Consider the following 23,805-nt stretch of genomic DNA (forward strand, 5'->3'; position numbering starts at 1 on the left):
CGAGCCCCTGCTCGGCCGAGAGCGCCGGCATCCCCGCCCGCGCCATCCTGCGCAGGTCGACCGCGCCCAGCGTGCCGGTCATCCCGGTCTCCTGCGCCCACAGGCCCCACGCCAGCGACAACCCCGCCAACCCCTCGGCCCGACGCTGCTGAGCCAGCGCGTCGAGGAACGCGTTCGCCGCCGCGTAGTTACCCTGACCCGCGTTGCCCATCACCCCCGCCATCGACGAGAACACCACGAACGCCGCAAGATCTCGATCCAGGGTGAGCTCGTGCAGATACCAGGCCGCGTCCACCTTCGGCCGCAGCACGCCCTCCAGCCGCTCCGAAGTGAGCGACGGAATCGTCCCGTCATCCAGTACACCGGCGGTGTGAATCACCGCGGTCAGCGGATGATCGGCATCGATCCCGGCCAGCAGGGCCGCCACCGCGTCCCGATCGGCCATGTCGCACGCCGCGACCGTGACCTCGACACCGTGCGCGATCAGCTCGGCCTGCAACTCCACCGCACCCGGAGCGTCCAACCCCCGACGGCTGGTCAGCAGCAGATGACGCACCCCACGCTCGGCCACCACATGCCGGGCGAACAACGCACCCAGACCACCGGTACCACCGGTGACCAGGACGGTTCCCTCCGGATCCCAGACCCGGCCGACGTCATCACCGGAAACCTCGGCCGGAACCTCACCGGATACCACCCGCGCCAAACGCGGCACCAACACTCCACCCTCGCGCACCGCCACCTGCGGCTCACCCGAGACCAAGACCTCCGGCAGCACACCGAGCAAGGACTCCTGGCCGTCCACGTCGACCAAGCCGAACCGGCCAGGGTTCTCCGACTGAGCACTACGGACAAGCCCTCGCACCGCCGCAGACGGAAGATCGGTGATCGTCTCACCACCGCTCGCCGCGACCGCGCCCCGGGTGAGGAACACCAGGCGCGAATCGGCGAACCGCTCCTCGGCCAGCCAACCCTGCACCACATCCAGAACGTGGGCGGTGAGCGCATGCGCCGACTCCACCACCCCTGCCGCCGGGTCGGAGGCCACTTCCATCAGCACCACCGCCGGCACCGCGCCCGCCTCGGCCAGCGACGACAGATCCGCGTGCACCGGAAGGCCATCCGACTCCCCGGCCGCCCGCAGCCTGGAGGCGACACCCAACGTGTCCAGGCCGAGGATCCCCATCGACACCTCACCGGCCTCCGGCAAAGCGCCCGCGAGCCCCCACTCCACCCGGAACAACGCATCCTGGCTGACTCCGCGACCGTCGGAGACCCCCAACTGCTCGGCCGGGACCGGCCGCAGCACCACCGACCGCGCCGACAGCACCGGCGCACCCGTCACATCCGCCGCCAGCAGCGACACCGAATCCGGGCCTGTCCTGGCCAGCCGCACCCGCAGCACCGACGCCCCGCCGGCGTGCAGACACACCTGCTCCCACGAGGACGGCAACCGGCCACCCTCCACCGGCTCCAGCCCGGCGAAGCTCACCGCGTGCAACGCCGCGTCCAGCAGCGCCGGATGCATCCCGAACGAAGCCGCTCCACCGATCTGCTCGGGCAGCCTCACCTCGGCGAAGATCTCACCGTCGCGTCGCCAGGCCGCCCGCAACCCCTGGAACGCCGGACCGTAGGCGAAGCCGTCCTCGGCCAGCTCCTCGTAGAAGCCCTCCAGCTCGATCACGGACGCCCCGACCGGCGGCCACGTCGCCGCGTCGAGCGGCACGACCTCCGCCACTCCGGTCGCCAACGTCCCGGTGGCGTGCCGTACCCACGGCACCTCCTCGGCCGCGTCCGCCGAACGAGCGTAGATGCTCACGCTCCGCCGACCGGTCTCCTCCGGCGCACCCACCGCGATCTGGACCACGACCGCGTCGTCCTCGCCCAGCACCAGCGGAGCGTCCAGGATCAACTCCTCGACCACCTCGCAACCGACCTGGTCACCGGCCCGCACCGCCAGCTCCACGAACGCCGAACCCGGCACCACCACCGAACCCGCCACCACATAGTCGGCCAGCCACTGCTGCGACGAGAGCGACAACCGGCCCGTCAACAGCACACCGTCCGAGTCGGCCAGGCCCACCGCCGCACCCAGCAGCGGATGCCCCGTAGCGGCCAGGCCCAGAACACGGGCATCACCGCTCTGCCGCGCGTTCGGCCAGAACCGCTGGTGCTGGAAGGCATAGGTGGGCAGATCCACCCGGCGACCGCCCGGCAGCATCTGCCTCCAGTCCACCTCCACACCACGGACGAACAGTTCGGCCGCCGAGACCAGCACCCGCTCCATGCCGCCCTCATCGCGGCGCAACGTCCCGGCGATCACGGCCTCCACCTCGGCCGCGTCCACGCACTCGCCGATACCGACCGTCAGCACCGGATGCGGACTCACCTCCACGAACACCCGATACCGCTGCTCCAGCAACTCTCCGATCGCCGGAGCGAAGCCCACCGTGCGCCGCAGGTTCTCACACCAGTACCCGGCCTCCAGCTCCGGCCCTTCCAGCCACTGACCGGTCACCGTCGACAGCATCGGCACCCGCACCGGCTGCGGCACCACCCCCGCCAGAACCTGGGCCAGCTCCTCGCCGATCAGATCGACCTGCGCCGAATGCGAGGCGTAATCCACCGCGATCCGCCGCACCCGCACATCCTCAGCGGAAAGGCTTTCGACCAGCTCCTCCACCGCCGCGACCTCACCGGCCACCACCACCGAACTGGGGCCGTTGATCGCCGCTACCGAGATCCGCCCGTCCCAGGCAGCCACCCGATCGACCACCTGCTCGACCGGCAGCGCCACCGACGCCATCGCCCCACGCCCGGACAGCTCCTCGCCGATCAAACGGCTGCGCAACGCCACCACCCGCGCGCCGTCGGACAACGACAGGCCACCCGCCACCACCGCCGCCGCGATCTCACCCTGCGAATGACCCACCACCGCATCAGGGCGAACCCCCAGCGACTCCCACACCGCCGCCAACGACACCATCACCGCGAACGACACCGGCTGCACCACATCCACCCGATCCAGCGACGGAGCCCCCTCGCTCTGCCGCACCACATCCAGCAGCGACCACTCCACGAACGGCTCCAACGCCGCCGCACACTCCGCCATCCGAGCCGCGAACACCGCCGACTCCTCCAGCAGCCGCGCGCCCATGCCCACCCACTGCGCCCCCTGACCCGGGAACACCCACACCGACTTCCCAACCACATCGGCCACACCGGACACCACCCCGGGCACCAACTCACCCGAGGCAACCGCACCCAGCCCCGTCAGGAGATCCCCGCCGACCACCACCGCACGGTGCTCGAACACCGACCGCGACGACACCAGCGAGAACGCCACATCGGTCAGCCCAAGACCAGGCTCGCCCTCCAGGTACGACACGAGCCGCCCGGCCTGCGCCTGCAACGCCCCACCCGTACGACCCGACACCACCACCGGAACCATGTCCGCGGTCGGTACCAGGTCCTGTGAAGGAGCCACCGCCGCAGCCTCGGGCCCCTGCTCGATGATCACGTGTGCGTTGGTGCCGCTGATCCCGAACGACGACACACCCGCCCGACGCGGACGACCCGTCTGCGGCCACTCCACCTGCTCGGTCAGCAGCTCCACCGCACCAGAGGCCCAGTCCACATGCGACGACGGCTCGTCCACGTGCAACGTCCGAGGCAGCACCCCGTGCCGCAGAGCCATCACCATCTTGATCACACCGGCCACGCCCGCAGCCGCCTGAGTGTGACCGAGGTTCGACTTGATCGACCCCAGCAGCAGCGGCCGGTCCTCGTCCCGATCCTTGCCGTAGGTGGCCAGGAGTGCCTGCGCCTCGATCGGGTCGCCCAGCGTGGTGCCGGTGCCGTGGCCCTCGACCGCGTCCACCTCGGTGAAGGACAAGCCCGCGCCGGCGAGCGCCTGACGGATCACCCGCTGCTGGGAGGGACCGTTCGGCGCCGTCAGACCGTTGGACGCGCCGTCCTGGTTCACCGCAGAACCACGCACCACCGCGAGCACCCGGTGGCCGTTGCGGCGGGCGTCCGACAGCCGCTCAAGCACCAGCATGCCCACGCCCTCGGAGTAGCTGGTGCCGTCCGCGGTGTCGGCGAAGGACTTGCACCGCCCATCGCCTGCCAGCCCTCCCTGGGTGCTGAAGTCGATGAAGACCGCAGGGGTGGCCATCACGGTCGCGCCACCGGCCAGTGCCAGGTCGCAGTCACCGGAGCGCAGCGCCTGCGCCGCCATGTGCATCGCCACCAGCGACGACGAACACGCCGTGTCCACCGTCACCGCCGGACCCTCCAGGCCCAGCGCGTACGAGATCCGGCCGGTCGCGACGCTGCCCGCCGTACCGGTACCGAGGAAGCCCATCGCCTCCGGCGGGAACTCCGCGCTCATCCCGTAGTCGTGGTAGAAGATGCCGGCGAACACGCCGGTACGGCTGCCGCGCAGCGAGGTCGGGTCCACGCCCGTCCGCTCGATCGCCTCCCACGACGTCTCCAGCAACAACCGCTGCTGCGGGTCCATCGCGAGCGCCTCACGCGGCGAGATCCCGAAGAACCCCGGATCGAACTGCGTGGCACTCTCCAGGAAGCCACCCTCGCGCACATAGCTGGTGCCCCGGCTCTCCCGGTCCGGGTTGTACAGCGCCCCCAGATCCCAGCCTCGCGTGGTCGGGAACTCGGAGATCGCATCTCCGTCCTCGGAGACCAGCCGCCACAGATCCTCCGGTGAGTCGACCTCACCCGGGAAGTGGCAGGCCATGCCCACGATCACGATCGGATCGTCGTTCAGGGGCATGACGGGCGCCGGAATGATCGCGTCAGCGTGCTCGCCGAGCAGTTCGGCCAGCAGGAAGTCCGCCAGTACGGTCGGTGTCGGGTAGTCGAACACCAGCGTGGACGGCAACCGCAAACCCGTCGCGGCGTTCAGCCGGTTGCGCAACTCGACCGCGGTAAGGGAGTCGAAGCCCAGCTCGCGGAACTCCCGACGCACCTCCACCATGTCGGACGAAGCATGACCCAGCACCATCGCCGCCTCGACACGCACCAGGTCCACCAGAACCTCGGCCCGCTCGGCCGCCCCCAACGGAGCCAACCGCTGCAACAACGTCGCAGCCACCACCGAACCCGACGCCGCCGACCGCCGACCACCCCGCACCAAACCCCGCAACAACGCCGGCACCTCACCGTGGGCGCGCAGCACCGCGAGCTCCAACCGGAGCGGGATCACCACCGACCGGGCCACCCGTCCGGCGGCGTCGAACAGCGCCAGTCCTTGCTCCACCGAGAGCGGCGGCATGCCCGTACGGGTGATCCGCCGCATGTCGGCATCGCTCAGCGTGCCGGTCATTCCGGTGTCCTGGGTCCAGGCTCCCCAGGCCAGCGAGAGCGCGGGCAGCCCTTCGGCCCTGCGCACCTGCGCCAAGGCGTTGAGGAACGTGTTCGCGGCCGCGTAGTTGCCCTGCCCTGGTGCTCCCATGACGCCCGACAGGGACGAGTAGGTGATGAACGCCGCGAGGTCCAGTTCCCGGGTGAGTTCATGCAGATGCCAGACGGCGTCGACCTTGGGTCGCAGGACCCTGCCCAGCCGCTCCGGGGTCAGTGACGGAATCGTCGCGTCTTCCAGCACACCTGCGGTGTGAATGACCGCGGTCAGCGGATGGTCGGCATCGATCCCGGCCAGCAGACCCGCCACCTGCTCGCGATCGGCCATGTCACAGGCCGCGACCGTGACCTCCACCCCATGCGCGATCAACTCGGCCCGCAACTCCACCGCACCCGGAGCAGCCAACCCCCGACGGCTGGTCAACACCAGATGACGCACCCCACGCTCGGCCACCACATGCCGAGCCAAACTCCCTCCCAGACCACCGGTACCACCAGTGATCAACACCGTCCCCTCCGGATCCCACGACCCACCCACCTCCTCCGCAGGCGCCACCCGCACCAAACGCGGCACCAACACCCCACCCTCACGCACCGCCACCTGCGGCTCACCCGAAACCAACACCCCCGCCAACACCGACGACGACAACCCACCATCACCATCACCATCGACATCGACATCGACCAGCACGAACCGGCCCGGATTCTCCCACTGCGCCGACCGCACCAACCCCCACACCGCCGCACCCGCCAAATCCCCGACCACATCACCATCCCGCGCCTCGACCGCACCCCGGGTCACGAACACCAACCGCGAGCCGACGAACCGCTCATCGGCCAACCACTCCTGCAGCAGTTCCAACACCTGCGCGACCACCGCGTGCGTCGACTCCACCACGTCCTCGGCAACGGCCGACCCCACAGCGACCATGACCACATCCGGCACCGACTCCAGCGAGGCGAGCTCTCCACTCAGCTCGACCACATCCGCCTCGGGCTCCGCACCCCCCACCTCCGGCAACGAGACCCAGTCCACCCCGAACAGGGAGTCCCGCTCCACACCACGCCCCCCACCGGCGCCGACCAGCTGGTCGGGGGTGAAGGGACGCACGATCAGCGACCGCGCCGACAGCACCGGCTCTCCCGCCAGGTCCACCGCCGTCAGCGAGACCGAGTCGGCACCCATCCTGGTCAGGCGGACCCGCAGCAGCGCCGCCCCGCCCGCGTGCAGACTCACCTCACCCCAGGAGAACGGCAGCCAACCTCCCTCGACCACGTCGAGACCTGCGAAGCTCACCGCGTGCAACGCCGCGTCCAGCAGCGCCGGGTGCACCCCGAACGAACCCGCGCTCGAGGTCGCCTGCTCCGGCAGGGCGACCTCGGCGAAGATCTCCCCATCGCGCTGCCATACGGACCGCAGCCCCTGGAACACCGGACCGTAGCCCAGCCCTCTGGTGGCCAGTTCGTCGTACAGCCCGTCCAGCTCGATCACCGTCGCACCCGCCGGAGGCCACACCGCCCCGTCGAACGGCACGGCGGCCCGCCCGCCCGTGGCCAGTGTGCCGGTAGCGTGCCGCACCCACGGCACATCGTCGGCGGCCGACGCCGACCGGGAATAGACGTTCAGCGCACGCCGGCCACTCTCCTCCGGCGCACCCACCGCGATCTGCACCACGACCGCGTCATCCTCACCCAGCACCAACGGCGCCGCCAGCGTCAACTCCTCCACCACGTCACAGTCGACCTGGTCACCGGCCCGCACCGCCAGCTCCAAGAACCCGGTGCCCGGGAAGATCACCATCCCGGCCACCGTGTGATCGGCGAGCCACGGATGCGACGAGAGCGACAGACGGCCGGTCAGCACCACCCCATTGGAGTCGGCCAGACCCATCGCCGCGCCCAGCAGCGGATGATCCGTCGCGGCCAACCCGGCCGCAGCCACATTCCCCGCACCGGAACCGGTGCTCTCGGGCCAGAACCACTGGTGCTGGAAGGCGTACGTCGGCAGGTCGATCCGTCGGCCACCGGTCAGCACCTGCTGCCAGTCGACCTTCACGCCCCGGACGAACAACTCCGCCGCCGAGACCAGCACCCGCTCCAAGCCACCCTCATCGCGGCGCAACGTCCCGGCGATCACCGTGGTGGCATCGGTCTCGTCCACACACTCGCCGATACCGACCGTCAGCACCGGATGCGGACTCACCTCCACAAACACCCGATACCGCTGCTCCAGCAACTGCCCAACCGCCGGAGCGAACGCCACCGTGCGCCGCAGATTCTCACACCAATACCCGGCCTCCAGCTCCGGACCCTCCAGCCACTGACCCGTCACCGTCGACAGCATCGGCACCCGCACCGACTGCGGCACCACCCCCGCCAGAACCTGCGCCAGCTCCTCGCCGATCAGATCCACCTGCGCCGAATGCGAGGCGTAATCCACCGCGATCCGCCGCACCCGCACATCCTCAGCGGAAAGGCTTTCGACCAGCTCCTCCACCGCCGCGACCTCACCGGCCACCACCACCGAACTGGGGCCGTTGATCGCCGCTACCGAGATCCGCCCGTCCCAGGCAGCCACCCGATCGACCACCTGCTCGACCGGCAGCGCCACCGACGCCATCGCCCCACGCCCGGACAGCTCCTCGCCGATCAAACGGCTGCGCAACGCCACCACCCGCGCACCGTCCTGCAACGACAGACCACCCGCCACCACCGCCGCCGCGATCTCACCCTGCGAATGCCCCACCACCGCATCAGGGCGAACCCCCAGCGACTCCCACACCGCCGCCAACGACACCATCACCGCGAACGACACCGGCTGCACCACATCCACCCGATCCAGCGACGGAGCCCCCTCCACCTGCCGCACCACATCCAGCAACGACCACTCCACGAACGGCTCCAACGCCGCCGCACATTCGGCCATCCGAGCCGCGAACACCCCCGACTCCTCCAACAGCCGCGCACCCATGCCCACCCACTGCGCCCCCTGACCCGGGAACACCCACACCGACTTCCCATCAACGTCCGCCACACCGGACACCACCCCAGGCACCGACTCACCCGACGCCACCCCACCCAACCCCGCCAGCAACCCCCCACGATCCCCGCCGACCACCACCGCACGATGCTCGAACACCGACCGCGACCCCACCAGCGAGAACGCCACATCGGTCAGCGCGGCATCGCGACCCTCCAGGTGCGAGACCAGCCGCCCCGCCTGCGCCCGCAGCGCCTCGCCCGTACGACCCGACACCACCAGCGGAACCGCCGGCGGCTCCACCTCCGCACCGGGCAGCACGCCATCGTCCTGCGGACGTGCCACCGTCGCGACCTCGGGCTGCTCGATGATCACGTGCGCGTTGGTGCCACTGATCCCGAACGACGACACACCCGCCCGACGCGGACGACCGGTCCGCGGCCACTCCGTCGCCTCGGTCAGCAGCTCCACCGCGCCCGAGGCCCAGTCCACATGCGAGGACGGCTCATCCACGTGCAACGTCCGAGGCAGCACCCCATGACGCATCGCCATGATCATCTTGATCACACCGGCCGCACCCGCCGCCGCCTGGGTGTGACCCAGGTTCGACTTGATCGACCCCAGCAGCAGCGGCCGGTCCTCGTCCCGGTCCTTGCCGTAGGTCGCGAGCAGCGCCTGTGCCTCGATCGGGTCACCCAGAACCGTGCCGGTCCCGTGGCCCTCGACCGCGTCCACCTCGTTCGGTGACAACCTCGCCCCGGCGAGCGCCTGACGAATGACGCGCCGCTGCGAGGGACCGTTCGGTGCCGTCAGACCGTTGGAGGCGCCGTCCTGGTTCACCGCGGAACCCCGCACGACCGCGAGCACCTCGTGGCCGTTGCGGCGCGCGTCCGACAGCCGCTCAAGCACCAGCATGCCCACACCCTCGGACCAGCCCGCGCCGTCGGCCGCGTCCGAGTAGGACTTGCACCGCCCGTCGCCGGCGAGGCCGCCCTGACCGGTGAAGTCGATGAACGGGCTCGGAGTGGCCATCACCGTCACGCCACCGGCCAGCGCCAGCGAGCAGTCACCTCCGCGCAGTGCCTGCGCGGCCAGGTGCAGCGCGACCAGCGAGGAGGAGCACGCGGTGTCCACCGTCACCGCCGGGCCCTCCAAGCCCAGCGTGTAGGAGATACGCCCGGTCGCGACGCTTCCCGCGGTGCCGGTACCCATGAAGCCCACCACGTCCGCGGGGAACGGCATGCTGGTCGCGTAGTCGTGGTACATGACTCCGGCGAACACGCCGGTACGGCTGCCGCGCAGCGAGGTCGGGTCGATCCCGGTGCGCTCGATCGCCTCCCAGGTGGTCTCCAGCAGGAGCCGCTGCTGCGGGTCCATCGCGAGCGCCTCACGCGGCGAGATCCCGAAGAACCCCGGGTCGAACTCTCCCGCCTCGTGCAGGAAGCCGCCCGCTTCCACGTAGTTGACGGCCCGGCTCTCGGTGCTCCCCTCGAGGGAGCCGCGACTCCAGCCGCGCGTCGTCGGGAAGGGGGTGATCGCGTCCCCGCCTTCGCTGACCAGGCGCCACAGGTCCTCCGGCGAGGTGACTCCACCCGGGTAGCGGCAGGCCATGCCCACGATCACGATCGGGTCGTCCGCGACCGGTACCACCGACGCGGGGATGACCACGTCGGCGTCCTCACCGAGCAGTTCGGACAGCAGGAACTCCGCCAGCGTGGCCGGCGTCGGGTAGTCGAACACCAGGGTGGCCGGCAACCGCAGCCCGCTCACGCTGTTCAGCCGGTTGCGCAGCTCGACGGCGGTGAGGGAGTCGAAGCCCAGCTCGCGGAACTCCCTGCGCACCTCCACGGTCTCCGGCGACGCGTGCCCGAGCACGACCGCCACCTCGGTACGCACCAGATCCAGCAGGACCTCGGTGCGCTCCGCCAGACCCAGCGGGGCCAGCCTCTGCAGCAGCGTCGCGGCCACCACCGAGCCCGACGCCGCCGACCTGCGCCCGCCTCGCACCAGCCCGCGCAGCACCGCCGGCACGTCACCCTGCGTCCGCAGCGACGGCAGGTGCAGCCGGACAGGAACCAGCACCGCCTGCTCAAGCGCGACGGCGGCCTCGAACAACGCCAGGCCCTGCTCAAGCGAGAGCGACGGCATCCCCGCCCGCGCCATCCTGCGCATGTCGGTGTCGTCCAGCGTGCTGGTCATTCCGACGTCCTGGGTCCAGGCGCCCCAGGCCAGCGAGAGCGCGGGCAGTCCCTCGGCCCGCCGGTGCTGGGCCAGCGCGTCCAGGAAGACGTTCGCGGCGGCGTAGTTGCCCTGCCCCGCGTTGCCCATCACCCCGGCCAGCGAGGAGAACAGCACGAACGCCGCCAGGTCCAGGCCCCGGGTCAGCTCGTGCAGATGCCAGGCCGCGTCCACCTTCGGCCGCAGCACGTTGTCCAGCCGCTCCGGCGTCAACGAGGTGATCATGCCGTCGTCCAGCACACCGGCGGTGTGGATCACCGCGGTGAGCGGGTGCTCGGCCGGCACCTCTGCCAGCAGCGCCGCCGCCGCGTCCCGGTCCGCCACGTCGCAGGCCACGATCCCGACCTCGACACCGTGCGCGATCAGCTCGGCCCGCAGCTCCAGCGCGCCGGGCGCGTCCAGGCCCCGGCGGCTCGCCAGCAGCAGGTGGCGCACCCCGCGCTCGGCCACCACGTGCCGCGCGAACTGCGCTCCCAGACCACCGGTCCCACCGGTGATCAGCACCGTGCCGCCCGGGTTCCAGGGCCGTCCGGCCTCATCGGCCGCCGCCACCCGTGCCAGGCGCGGGACCCGCACCCCGCCCTCGCGCACCGCCGCCTGCGGCTCGCCGGAGGCCAGCACTCCGGCCAGTACGGACGAGGACGGCTCGTCGTCGACGTCGACCAGTACGAAGCGGCCCGGGTCCTCCCACTGGGCCGACCGCACCAGCCCCCACACCGTGGCAGCCGCCAGGTCCGCGACGGTCTCGCCCTCGCTCGTCGTGACGGCGCCCCTGGTCACGAAGACCAGCCGGGAGCGGCGGCAGCGATCGTCGGCCGACCATGCCTGCAGCAGGCTCAGCGCCGCGGCGGTCAGTTCGTGAACCCCGGCGACCACGTCGCCCTGCTCGGTGGAACCGACCGCGACGGTCACCGTCTCCGGGATGGTCTCCAGCGCCGCCAGTGCCGCCTCCGGATCCGACGCCAGATCCAGGACGGGCGCGACCGGGTCGAGCCCGGTGCCGTTCTCCGTCGCCGTCTCGGACGACGCCGTCCAGGTCAGCTGGAACAGCGAGTCCCGGTACAGGTCGCGGCCGCCGACGGCCAGTTGGTCGGCCGCGACCGGTCGCAGCACCAGGGAACGCGCCGACAGCACCGGCTCCCCCGCGCCGTCCACCGCGATCACCGAGACCGCGTCACCACCGGTCCTGGCCACCCGCACCCGCAGCACCGACGCACCACCGGCGTGCAGGCACACCTCACCCCACGAGAACGGCATCCTTCCGCTCTCGGAGTCGTCCAGGCCGACGAAACTCACCGAGTGCAGCGCCGCGTCCAGCAGCGCGGGATGCACCCCGAACGAACCCGCACTCGACTGCGCCTGCTCGGGCAGGACGACCTCGGCGTACACCGCGCCGTCCGCGCCCCGCCAGGCCGCTCCCAGTCCCTGGAACACCGGCCCGTAGTGGAAACCGCCCGCGGCGAACTGGTCGTAGAGGCCGTCCAGCTGGATGGCCGTCGCGTCACGCGGCGGCCACACCGCCGCGTCGAAGCCGGCCGCGATGTCGGCGAGCGAGCGAGAGCGACCGTCGGCCACGGCCAGCACGCCGGTGGCGTGCCGCACCCACGGCTCGTCGTCGGCGGCCTCGGCCGGGCGGGCGTAGACGCTCAGGTTGCGGCGGCCGGACTCCGCCGCCGCACCCACCCACACCTGCACCGCGACGGCGTCCCGCTCGCCCAGCATCAGCGGCGCGGTCAGGGTGAGCTCCTCCACCAGGTCGCAGCCGACCTGGTCACCGGCCCGGATGGCGAGCTCAAGGAACCCGGTGCCCGGGAAGATCACCGTTCCGGCCACCGCGTGGTCGGCCAGCCACGGATGCGTCCGCAGCGACAGCCTGCCGGTGAGCAATACTCCGGCCGAGTCGGCCAGACCGACCGCGGCACCCAGCAGCGGGTGCCCCGCGGAGGCCAGGCCCGCCGCGGCCACGTTCCCCAGCTGGGAGCCGACCACGTCGGGCCAGAACCGCTGACGCTGGAACGCGTACGTCGGCAGGTCGATCCGATGCCCGCCCCGGAGCACCGCCCGCCAGTCCACCGGTACTCCGCGCACGTGCAGCTCGGCCAGGGCCGTCATGATCGTCGACTGCTCGTCCCGGTCACCGCGGAGCACCGGCGCCAGTACCGCGTCGGTGCCGGAGAGCTGGGCGGGCGAGTCCTGGGCGGTGAGCTCGGCCAGGGTGTCGGCGGCCATCGCGGTGAGCACCCCGTCCGGCCCGAGTTCCACGTAGGCCGTGGCACCCTGCCGGTGCAGCGTCCGCACCCCGTCGGCGAAGCGCACCGCGCTCCGCACCTGCTCCACCCAGTAGTCCGGCGAGCACAGCCGCTCGGCCGTGGCCATCTCACCGGTCACCGTGGACACGATCGGAATCCGCGGCGCGCTGAAGGTCAACGTCCGGGCCAGGGTGCGGAAGTCCTCCAGCATCGGGTCCATCAGCGGCGAGTGGAAGGCGTGCGAGACCCGCAACCGCCGGGTCTTGACCGCCCGCTTCTCCAGTGCGGCCGCGACCTCGAGAACGGCCTGCTCATCCCCGGAGATCACCACGGACGCCGGACCGTTCACGGCCGCGATCGACACCTCGGTCTCACGCCCGGCCAGCAGCTCGGCGATCTCCTCTTCCGAGGCCCGCACCGCCACCATCGCCCCGCCGGCGGGCAGCGCCTGCATCAACCGGCCACGCGCCGCCACCAGCGCGCAGGCGTCCGACAGGGACAGTACCCCGGCCACGTGCGCCGCGGTGATCTCCCCGATCGAGTGTCCCGCCATGATCTCGGGGCGGACTCCCCACGACTCGACGAGCCGGAACAGCGCCGTCTCCACCGCGAACAGCGCGGGCTGCGCCCAGCCGGTCCGGTCCAGCAGCTCCGCCTCGGCCGTGCCGGGCTCGGCGAACAGCACTTCGCGCAGTGACCCGTCCAGCAGCGGGTCCAGCTCGGCGACCACCGCGTCCAGCGCCGTCGCGAACACCGGGAAACGGTCGTACAGCTCCCGGCCCATCCCGGCCCGCTGGCTGCCCTGGCCGGTGAACAGCACCGCCGGCTTCGATTCGGCCGCGGCCGACCCCCGCAGCACGCCCGCACCGGGCCGGCCTTCCGCCAGTGCCCGCAGGCCGGCTTCCAGACCGGCGTGGTCGGCGGCCACCACGGCCGCCCGGTACTCGAACGCCGAGCGCGTGGTGGCCGTCGAGTACGCCACGTCGGCCAGGCGCAGACCGGGCTCGTCGTCCACGTACGCCGCGAGCCGCTCGGCCTGTGCCCGCAGTGCCTCCGCCGACCGGCCGGAGACCAGGACCGGCACGGCACCGTCCGGCGCGGGTGGGCGGTTCTCGGACTCCGCGCCCTCGGACTCCGCGTCCTGCGCCTCCGGCCGTTCGATGATCACGTGGGCGTTGGTGCCGCTGATGCCGAACGACGACACCGCCGCCCGGCGGGGGTGGTCGGCCGACGGCCACTCGGCCGGCTCGGTCAGCAGCTCTATCGCGCCCGAGGTCCAGTCCACGTGCGAGGACGGCTCGTCCACGTGCAGCGTCCTGGGCAGCACGCCGTGCCGCATCGCCATGACCATCTTGATCACACCGGCCACGCCGGAGGCCGCCTGGGTGTGACCGATGTTCGACTTCAGCGATCCGAGCAGCAGCGGCCGGTCCTCCGGCCGGTCCTGGCCGTAGGTGGCGAGCAGTGCCTGGGCCTCGATCGGGTCACCCAGCGCGGTGCCCGTGCCATGGCCCTCGACCGCGTCCACCTCGGCGGGGGTCAGGCCGGCGCCGGCCAGGGCCTGGCGGATCACCCGCTGCTGCGAGGGACCGTTCGGCGCGGTCAGCCCGTTGGACGCGCCGTCCTGGTTCACCGCGGAACCCCGCAGGACGGCCAGGACCCGGTGGCCGTTGCGCCGCGCGTCGGACAGGCGCTCCAGGACCACCATGCCCACGCCCTCGGCCCAGCTGGTGCCGTCGGCGGCGTCGGAGTAGGACTTGCACCGCCCGTCGGCGGCGAGCCCGCCCTGAGCGCTGAACTCCACGATCCCCATCGGCGTGGCCACCACGGTCACACCGCCGGCCAGTGCCAGGTCGCAGTCACCCGAGCGCAGCGCCTGCGCCGCCATGTGCATCGCCACCAGTGACGACGAACACGCGGTGTCCACCGTCACCGCCGGGCCCTCCAGACCCAGCGTGTAGGACAGCCGGCCCGAGGTCACGCTCCCCGCCTGGCCCGTCACCATGAAACCGCGGGCCTCGTCCGACGGGATGTAGCCCGAACCGCTCGCGCCGACGTAGACACCGGTGTCGCTGCCCCGCAGCGACACCGGGTCGATTCCGGCGCGTTCGAACGCCTCCCAGGTGGTTTCCAGCAGAACGCGCTGCTGCGGGTCCATCCCCAGGGCCTCACGCGGCGAGATCCCGAAGAACCCGGCGTCGAAGTCCGCGGCGTCGGACATGAAACCGCCGTGGAAGTCCAGCTCGCCGTTCACCTGCCAGCCCCGGTCTACCGGCAGCGGGGAGATGGCGTCGCGCCCCTCGGTGACGAGCCGCCACAGATCCTCGGGAGAGCGCACCTCACCCGGATAGCGGCAGGCCATCGACACGATCACGATCGGGTCGTCGGCCACCGACGCGATCGCCGTCGGGACGACGACGTCACCGTGCTCACCCAGCAGTTCGGCCAGCAGGAACTCCGCCAGCACCACGGGGGTCGGGTAGTCGAACACCAGGGTGGCGGGCAGCCGCAGCCCGGTGGCGGCGTTGAGCCGGTTGCGCAGTTCGACGGCGGTGAGGGAGTCGAAGCCCAGCTCGCGGAACTCCCGCCGCACCTCCACCATCTGGGGAGAGTCGTGTCCCAGCGCCGTGGCGGCCTGGGCTCGGACCAGCTCGGTCACCAGTCGGCTGCGGTCGGCGGGGGGCAGCCCGGCCAGCTGCCGCAGCAGCGCCCCGTCCGCGCCCGACACCGGGGCCGCCGCCGTACGGCGGGTGCCCCGTACCAGCGAGCGCAACAGCGGTGGCACCTCACCGAACGCCCGCAGCGCCGGCAGGTTGAGCCGGACCGGTGCCACCACCGGCGTGTCGCAGCCCAGAACCGCGTCGAACAGCGCCAACCCCTCGGCGAAGGAGAAGAGCTGGAATCCCGCGGCCGTGAGCCGGCGCAGGTCCGTCTCGGAGAGCTCTCCGGCCATGCCGGCGTCCGCCGCCCACGGCCCCCACACCAGGGACAGGCCCGGCATGCCCTGTGCCCGGCGGTGCTGGGCGAGGGCGTCCAGGTAGGCGTTGGCCGCCGCGTAACCGCCCAGTCCGGCGCCGCCGACCAGCCCGGCCATCGAGGAGTACATGACGAAGGCGGCCAGGTCGAGGTTCCGGGTGAGCTCGTGCAGGTGCCAGGCGCCGTCGACCTTGGGCCCGAACACGTTGGCCAGCCGCTGCGCGTCCAGCGACGGGATCATGCCGTCGTCACGGACGCCCGCGGTGTGGATGACCGCGGTGAGCGGGTGCTCCGCCGGCACGCCGGCGAGCAGTTCCGCGACCTGGTCCCGGTCGGCCAGGTCGCAGGCGACGACGGTGACCTCGACCTCGTGCGCGATCAGCTCGGCCTGCAACTCCACCGCGCCCGGAGCGTCCAGCCCTCTTCCGCTGGTCAGCAGCAGGTGCCGGACCCCGTGCTCGGCCACCAGATGCCGGGCCAGGTTGCTTCCCAGACCGCCCGTACCACCCGTGATCAGAACGGTGCCGTCGAGGTCCGGCCGCCGCGCGCCGTCCTCACCCGGGGTCAGGCGGACCAGCCGGGGAACGCGGACCACGTGTTCGCGGATCGCCATCTGTGGCTCGCCGCAGGCCAGCGCCTCGGGCAGTGCCGACAGCCCGGTCTCCCGCTCGTCCACGTCGACCAGTACGAAGCGTCCGGGGTTCTCGGCCTGCGCGACGCGTACGAGCCCCCAGACCGCGGCCGCCGCCGGATCCGTGACGCTCTCGTCTTCCCCGCCGGCGACCGCGCCCCGGGTGACCAGTACCAACCTCGACTCGGTGAACCGGTCATCGGCCAGCCACTGCCTCAGCAGCTCCAGCACCCGGCCGGTCAGCTCCCGTGCCGCCGACGCCCCGCCCGCCTCGGCGGGCGAGCCGATCTCGACGGTCACGACGTCCGGCACCCGGTCCAGTGCCCCGGGCTCGGTCTGACCCGGCTCGGCCCAGCGCAGCTCGCCCAGTCCCGGACGGCCCGGTTCCGGCCAGTCCAGCTCGACACAGTCCAGGCCTGCCACCGCGTCCGTCGGAGAGACGACCGTGGGCGCGACCACCCACTCCAGAGTGAACAGCGCGTCCCGCTCCGGTCCCTGGCCGCCGGAGGCGAGCATCTGGTCCGCGGACACCGGCCGGAACACCAGCGACTCCGCCGTAAGCACCGGCGCGCCCTCGGCGTCCACCGCCGCCAGCGACACCGAACCGCTTCCGGTCTTGACCAGCCGCACCCGCAACGCCGAAGCGCCGTTGGCGTGCAGGCAGACGCCGCTCCAGGAGAACAGCAGCCGCCCCTGGCCCTGCTCCGTCAGATCCATGAACGAGGCGGGCTGCAACGCCGCGTCCAGCAATGCGGGATGCAGGCCGAACAGACCGACGTCGCCGACCTCCTCCGGCACCTCGACCTCGGCGAAGATCTCCCCGTCGCGCTGCCAGGCCGCCCGCAGTCCCTTGAAGGTGGGTCCGTAAACCACGCCGCCCTCGGCCAGATCGTCGTACAGCCCGTCCAGCGCGATGGGCGTCGCGCCCTCGGGCGGCCAGACGGCCGTGTCGAACCGCGCCGTACGCGCTCCGACGCCCAGCACACCGGCCGCGTGCCGTACCCAGGGCTGGTCCGGCGCGTCGGCGAGCCGCGCGTAGATCGCGAGGTTCCTGCGGCCCGTCTCGTCGGACGCGCTCACCACCACCTGGACGGCGACGGCGCCGTCCGGGGCGAGCACCAGCGGGGCGGCCAGGGTGAGCTCCTCCACTCGGTCGCAGCCGACCTGGTCCGCCGCCCGGATCGCCAGCTCAAGGAACCCGGTGCCGGCGAACAGCGCCGTGTCGGCCACCGCGTGATCGGCGAGCCAGGGATGCGCGCGCACCGACATCAGGCCGGTGAGCAGCGCGCCGTCGGAGTCGGCGAGCCCGACCGCGGCGCCCAGCAGCGGATGCCCGGCCGCGACGAGGCCGAGCCCTCGGGCATCGGCGATCCGCACCCCGCTCGGCCAGTAACGCCGATGCTGGAAGGCGTATGTCGGCAGGTCGACCCGCCGACCGCCGGTCAGCACCTGCTGCCAGTCCACCTTCACGCCGCGTACGAACAGCTCGGCCGCCGAGACCAGCACCCGATCCATGCCGCCCTCGTCGCGGCGCAGCGTCCCGGCGACCACCGCGGCCACCCCCGCCGCGTCCACGGCCTGCTCGATTCCCAACGTCAGCAGCGGGTGCGGGCCGACCTCGACGAACACCCGATACCGCTCCGCCAGCAGCCGCTCGACCGCCGGCGCGAACTCCACCGTCCGCCGCACGTTCTCGTACCAGTAGCCGGCGTCCAGCTCCGTGCCGTCCAGCCACCGCCCGGTCGCCGTCGACAACATCGCCACCCGCGCCGCACGCGGCGCCACCTCCGCCAGATCCGAGAGCAGGTCGTCGCGGAACCGCTCGACCTGGGGCGAGTGCGCGGCGAAGTCCGCACCGGCCAGCTGCCAGCGCATGACGCCTTCGGCCGACAGGCGCCGCTCCAGCACCCGCATGGCCTCTCCGTCGCCGGCGACGGTGACCACCCTGGGCCCGTTGACCGCGGCGATCGAGATCCGGTCCAGCAGACCGTCCTCGGCGAGCGCCGCACGCACCTGCTCCACCGGCGCCATCACCGACAGCATCACCCCGTGCCCGGACAGCCGCTCGGCGATCAACCGGCTGCGCAGCGCCACCACCCTCGCGCCGTCCTGCAACGACAGGCCACCGGCCACCACCGACGCGGCGATCTCACCCTGCGAATGACCCACCACCGCGTCCGGCCGCACTCCCAGCGACTCCCACACCGCCGCCAGCGACACCATCACCGCGAACGAGACCGGCTGCACCACATCTGCCCGATCCAGCAACGGGGCACCCTCGCTCTGCCGGACCACGTCCAGCAGCGACCAGTCCACGAACGGCTCCAGCGCCGCTGCGCATTCGGCCATCCGAGCCGCGAACACCGCCGACTCCTCCAGCAGCCGCGCACCCATGCCCGCCCACTGCGCCCCCTGGCCGGGGAACACCCACACCGTCAGGCCGTTCACATCTGCCGAGCCGCGCACCACGCTCGTCGCCGAGTCTCCGGAGACGACCGCCGCCAGTCCCGCCAGCAGTTCCTCCCGGTCACGCCCGACCACCACCGCGCGGTGGTCGAACACCGACCGCGACGACACCAGTGACGAGCCCACGTCCACCGGGTCGAGCTCGCCCCTGGCGCGCACATGCGCCGTCAACCGCCCGGCCTGCGCCCGTACCGCGTCGGCCGTACGAGCCGAGATCACCCAGGGCAGTACGCCGCCCGCCGGTCCGGTGGGCTCCTCGGCCGTCGGCTCCGCCGCCTCGGGTCCCTGCTCCAGGATCATGTGGGCGTTGGTGCCGCTGATGCCGAACGACGACACCGCCGCCCGGCGGGGGTGACCGTTCCGCGGCCACTCGACCGGCTCGGTCAGCAGCTCCACCGCACCCGAGGCCCAGTCCACGTGCGAGGACGGCTCGTCCACGTGCAGCGTCCTGGGCAGCATGCCGTGCCGCAGAGCCATCACCATCTTGATCACACCCGCGACGCCCGCGGCGGCCTGGGTGTGGCCGATGTTCGACTTCACCGAACCCAGCAGCAGCGGCCGTTCCTCCGGCCGGTCCTGGCCGTAGGTCGCCAGCAGCGCCTGCGCCTCGATCGGGTCGCCCAGGGCGGTGCCGGTGCCGTGCGCCTCGACCGCGTCCACCTCGTCGGCGGACAGCCCGGCGACGGCCAGGGCCTTGCGGATCACCCGCCGCTGCGAGGGGCCGTTCGGCGCGGTCAGACCGTTGGACGCGCCGTCCTGGTTGATCGCCGACCCGCGAACGATCGCGAGCACCTGGTGGCCGTTGCGCTGGGCGTCCGACAGCCGCTCCAGCATCACCAGGCCGACGCCCTCGGACCATCCGATGCCGTCCGCCGAGTCGGAGAACGCCTTGCAGCGGGCGTCCGGTGCCAGGCCGCCCTGCTCACCGAGCTCTCCGAACGCCGCGAGGGTCGATATGACGGTGACGCCACCGGCCACCGCGAGCGAGCACTCCCCGTTGCGCAGGGCCTGCGCCGCCATGTGGATGGTCACCAGCGACGACGAGCACGCGGTGTCCACCGTCACCGCAGGACCCTCCAGGCCCAGGGTGTACGAGATCCGGCCGGAGGCCACACTGGCCAGCTGCCCGGTCATGATGTGACCGCGAGACTCCTCCCCCGGCATGTAGCCCGAGCCGACGGAGCCGATGAACACGCCGGTGTCGCTGCCGCGCAACGAGTCCGGGTCGATGCCCGCGTTTTCCAGGACCTCCCAGGCCGCCTCCAGCAGCAGCCGCTGCTGCGGGTCCATCGCGAGCGCCTCACGCGGCGAGATCCGGAAGAACTCCGCGTCGAACTCGGGCGCGTCGAAGACGAATCCGCCCTTCAGGTCGATGTCACCGTGGGTCTGCCAGCCTCTGTCGGTCGGCAGCGGGGTGATGGCGTCCTGGCCCTCGATGACCAGCCGCCACAGGTCCTCCGGGGAGTTCACCCCTCCGGGGTAGCGGCAGGCCATCGAGACGATCGCGACCGGGTCGTCTCCGACCGAGACCGTGGCCACCGGCAGGATGGCGTCGCCGTGCGCGCCGAGCACCTCGCTCAGCAGGTACTCTCCCAGCGCGGTGGGAGTGGGGTAGTCGAAGACGAGGGTGGAGGGCAGCCGCAGCCCGGTGGCGGTGTTGAGGCGGTTGCGCAACTCGATCGCGGTCAGCGAGTCGAAGCCCAGCTCGCGGAACTCCCGCCTGACGTCCACGGCCTCCAGCGAGGGGTACCCGAGGACGGCAGCGGCCTGGGTGCGGACCAGGTCGGTCACGAACCGGGTCCGCTCGGCCTGCGTCAATCCGGCCAACTGCCGCAACAGGGTGCCCTCGCCCAGGGCGGGCACCGATGCCGCCGTACGACGGGTGCCGCGCACCAGCCCGCGCAACAGCGGCGGCACCAGCTGAGCGGGCATCGCCGGTATGTTCAGCCGCACCGGGATTACCAGCGGCGCATCGGAGTCGATGGCGGCGTCGAACAGCTCCAGCCCCTGCTCGGTGCTGATCGGCGGCAGCCCCGCGGCGGTCATCCGCTGCACGTCGGCCTGCGACATTCCCCCGGTCATCCCGGTGGCCTGCGCCCACAAACCCCACGCCAGCGACAACCCCGGCAATCCCTGCGCCCGACGCCGCGCCATCAGCGCGTCCAGCCAGGCGTTCGCCGCCGCGTAGTTACCCTGACCCGCACCGCCCATCAGCCCGGCAAGCGAGGAGAACACCACGAACCCGGCCAGATCCATGCCCTCGGTCAGCTCGTGCAGGTGCCACGCCGCGTCCACCTTCGGCCGTAGCACCCCGGCCAGCCGCTCCGGCGTCAACGAGGCGATCGTCCCGTCATCCAGGACTCCGGCCGCGTGGATCACCGCGGTCAGCGGATGCTCGGCATCCACCCCGGCCAGCAGGTCGGCAACCGCGTCCCGGTCGGCCATGTCGCAGGCCGCGACGGTGACCTCGACACCGTGCGCGATCAGCTCGGCCTGCAACTCGACCGCACCCGGAGCCTCCAGACCCCGGCGGCTGACCAGCAGCAGATGCCGCATCCCGTGCTCGGCCACCAGGTGCCGGGCCAGCTCCGCACCCAGACCACCGGTGCCGCCGGTGATCAGCACCGTGCCCTGCGGGTCCCAGACCCGGGGCATGGTCAGCACGATCTTGCCGGTGTGCCTGGCCTGGCTCATGAACCGGAACGCCTCCCGGCCACGGCGCACATCCCACGCCGTCACCGGCAACGGCCGCAACTCACCGGCCGCGAACAACTCCATCAGCTCGGCCAGGATCTGCCGCAACCGCTCGGGACCGGCGTCCAGTACGTCGAACCAGTGGTACTCCAGCCCGGGGAACTGCTCCTGGTCGCGGATGTCCAGCTTGCCCATCTCCACGAACCGGCCCCCGGGGCGCAGCAGCCGCGCCGAGGCGTCGATGAACTCACCCGTCAGCGAGTTGAGCACCACATCGATGCCCCGCTCACCACACACCTCCCGGAAACGCTCCTCGAACTCCAGGGTGCGCGAGGAGGCGATGTGGTCGTCCGGGATGCCCATCGACCGCAGCACGTCCCACTTCGCCGGGCTGGCCGTGGCGAACACCTCGACCCCGAGCCGCTGGGCCAGCTGGATCGCCGCCATCCCGGTCCCACCGGTGCCCGCGTGGACCAGCAGTGACTCGCCCTCGCGCAAGCCGGCCAGATCCATCAGCCCGTAGTAGGTGGTGAGGAACGAGACCGGGATCGTCGCGGCCTCCTCGAAGGAGACCCCGTCGGGGATCCTGGTCACCCCGCCGGCACCGGTGACCACCACCGGGCCGAAGCCGCCCTCGGTGAGGCCGACCACCCGGTCACCCACCCGCAGGTCCTCAACCCCCGGGCCGACCTCAAGCACCACACCGGCGGCCTCGCCACCCATCAGGCCGACCTTGTCCTGGAACCACCCCAGCGCGTTCAACCCGTCCAGCAGGTCACGGAAGTTCACCCCCGCCGCACGCACCGCCAGCCGAACCTGACCAGCCTCCAGCGGCTCGGCCGCCTGCGGGAACGGAAGCAACTCCAGCGCGTCCAGACTGCCCTTGGCCTGACTCCCCAGCCGCCACGCCGTACCCGACGGAGGCAACAGACCCGCACCCGAGGTCAGCGACGCCAACCTCGGCACCCGCACCCCACCCTCGCGCACCGCCACCTGCGGCTCACCGGAAGCCAGCACCCCGCTCAGCAGCGCGGGAAGCGCGGCCCTCGGCGCACCGGGCGAGGTCTCATCCGCACCCGGGTCCGGATACTCGTCTCCGTACTCACCAGGGCCCAGATCGACCAGCGCGAACCGGCCCGGGTTCTCCGACTGCGCACTACGCACCAGGCCCCACACGGCAGCGGCCGCCAGATCGGAGACCGTCTCATCCTCACCGGCCGCGACCGCGCCCCGGGTAACGAACACCAGGCGCGAGCCGCCGAACCGCTCATCGGCCAGCCACCCCTGCAACAGACCCAGCACCTCGGCCGTCACCGCACGCGCCGAGGCCACCGCGTCCTCGGCGGAATCGGTCACCACCTCGGCCAGCACCGTCCCCGGCACCGGCCCCGCCTCGCCCAACGCCGACAGATCACGGTGAACCGGCACCGAGTGCCCGGCCGACTCCCACACCGCCACGAGGCCCAGGGCGTCCGGCTCGAACCCAGAGAAACCGACCACCGCCACCGACGCCGGATCAGCCACCGAAATCTCGGAAAGCGGGGTCCAGTCCAGCCGGAACAACCCATCCCGCTCCGCCACCTGACCGCCGCCGACGGCGAGCTGATCAGGCGTGAACGGGCGCAGCACCAGCGACCGCGCCGACAGCACCGGCTCCCCGGCGGCGTCCACCGCCGTCAGCGACACGGCGTCATCACCCGTCCGGAGCAGTCGCACGCGCAGCATCGCCGCTCCGGTGGCCTGCAGATTCACCTGCCCCCAGGAGAACGGCAGCCGGCCGCCCTCGACCGGCTCCAGCCCGACGAACGGCACCGCGTGCAACGCCGCGTCCAGCAGCGCCGGATGCACCCCGAACGAACCCGCGCTCGATGCCGTCTGCTCGGGCAGCGCGACCTCGGCGAACACCGCGCCATCGGCACCACGCCAGGCCGCCCGCAATCCCTGGAACACCGGGCCGTACTCGAACCCGCCCGCGGCCAGCCCTTCGTACACTCCGTCCAGCCCGATCGCGGTCGCGCCGGCCGGGGGCCAGACCGTCGCGTCGAACGGCCCGGCATCGGGAGCACCGGTGACCGGGGCGCCGACGGCCAGCGTGCCGGTGGCGTGCCGCACCCACGGCACGTCGTCGGCGGCCTGCGCCGACCGGGCGTAGATGTTCACGCTCCGGTGGCCCGTCTCCTGCGTGGCGC

1 protein-coding gene (only partly in view) is annotated in these 23,805 nt (G+C 72.0%); it reads right to left on the bottom strand.

Translation table 11 applies throughout. The features are described 5' to 3' along the window. The coding region annotated (locus ACIBH4_RS38005) for an SDR family NAD(P)-dependent oxidoreductase (RefSeq protein ID WP_399173778.1) crosses the window boundary (this coding region is incomplete at its 3' end): on the bottom strand, positions 1-23,805 show 23,805 of its 33,067 nt. The annotated region continues 9,262 nt past the right edge of the window.

The sequence above is a fragment of the Streptosporangium sp. NPDC050284 genome (assembly GCF_044459525.1).
Classification (GTDB): Bacteria; Actinomycetota; Actinomycetes; order Streptosporangiales; family Streptosporangiaceae; genus Streptosporangium.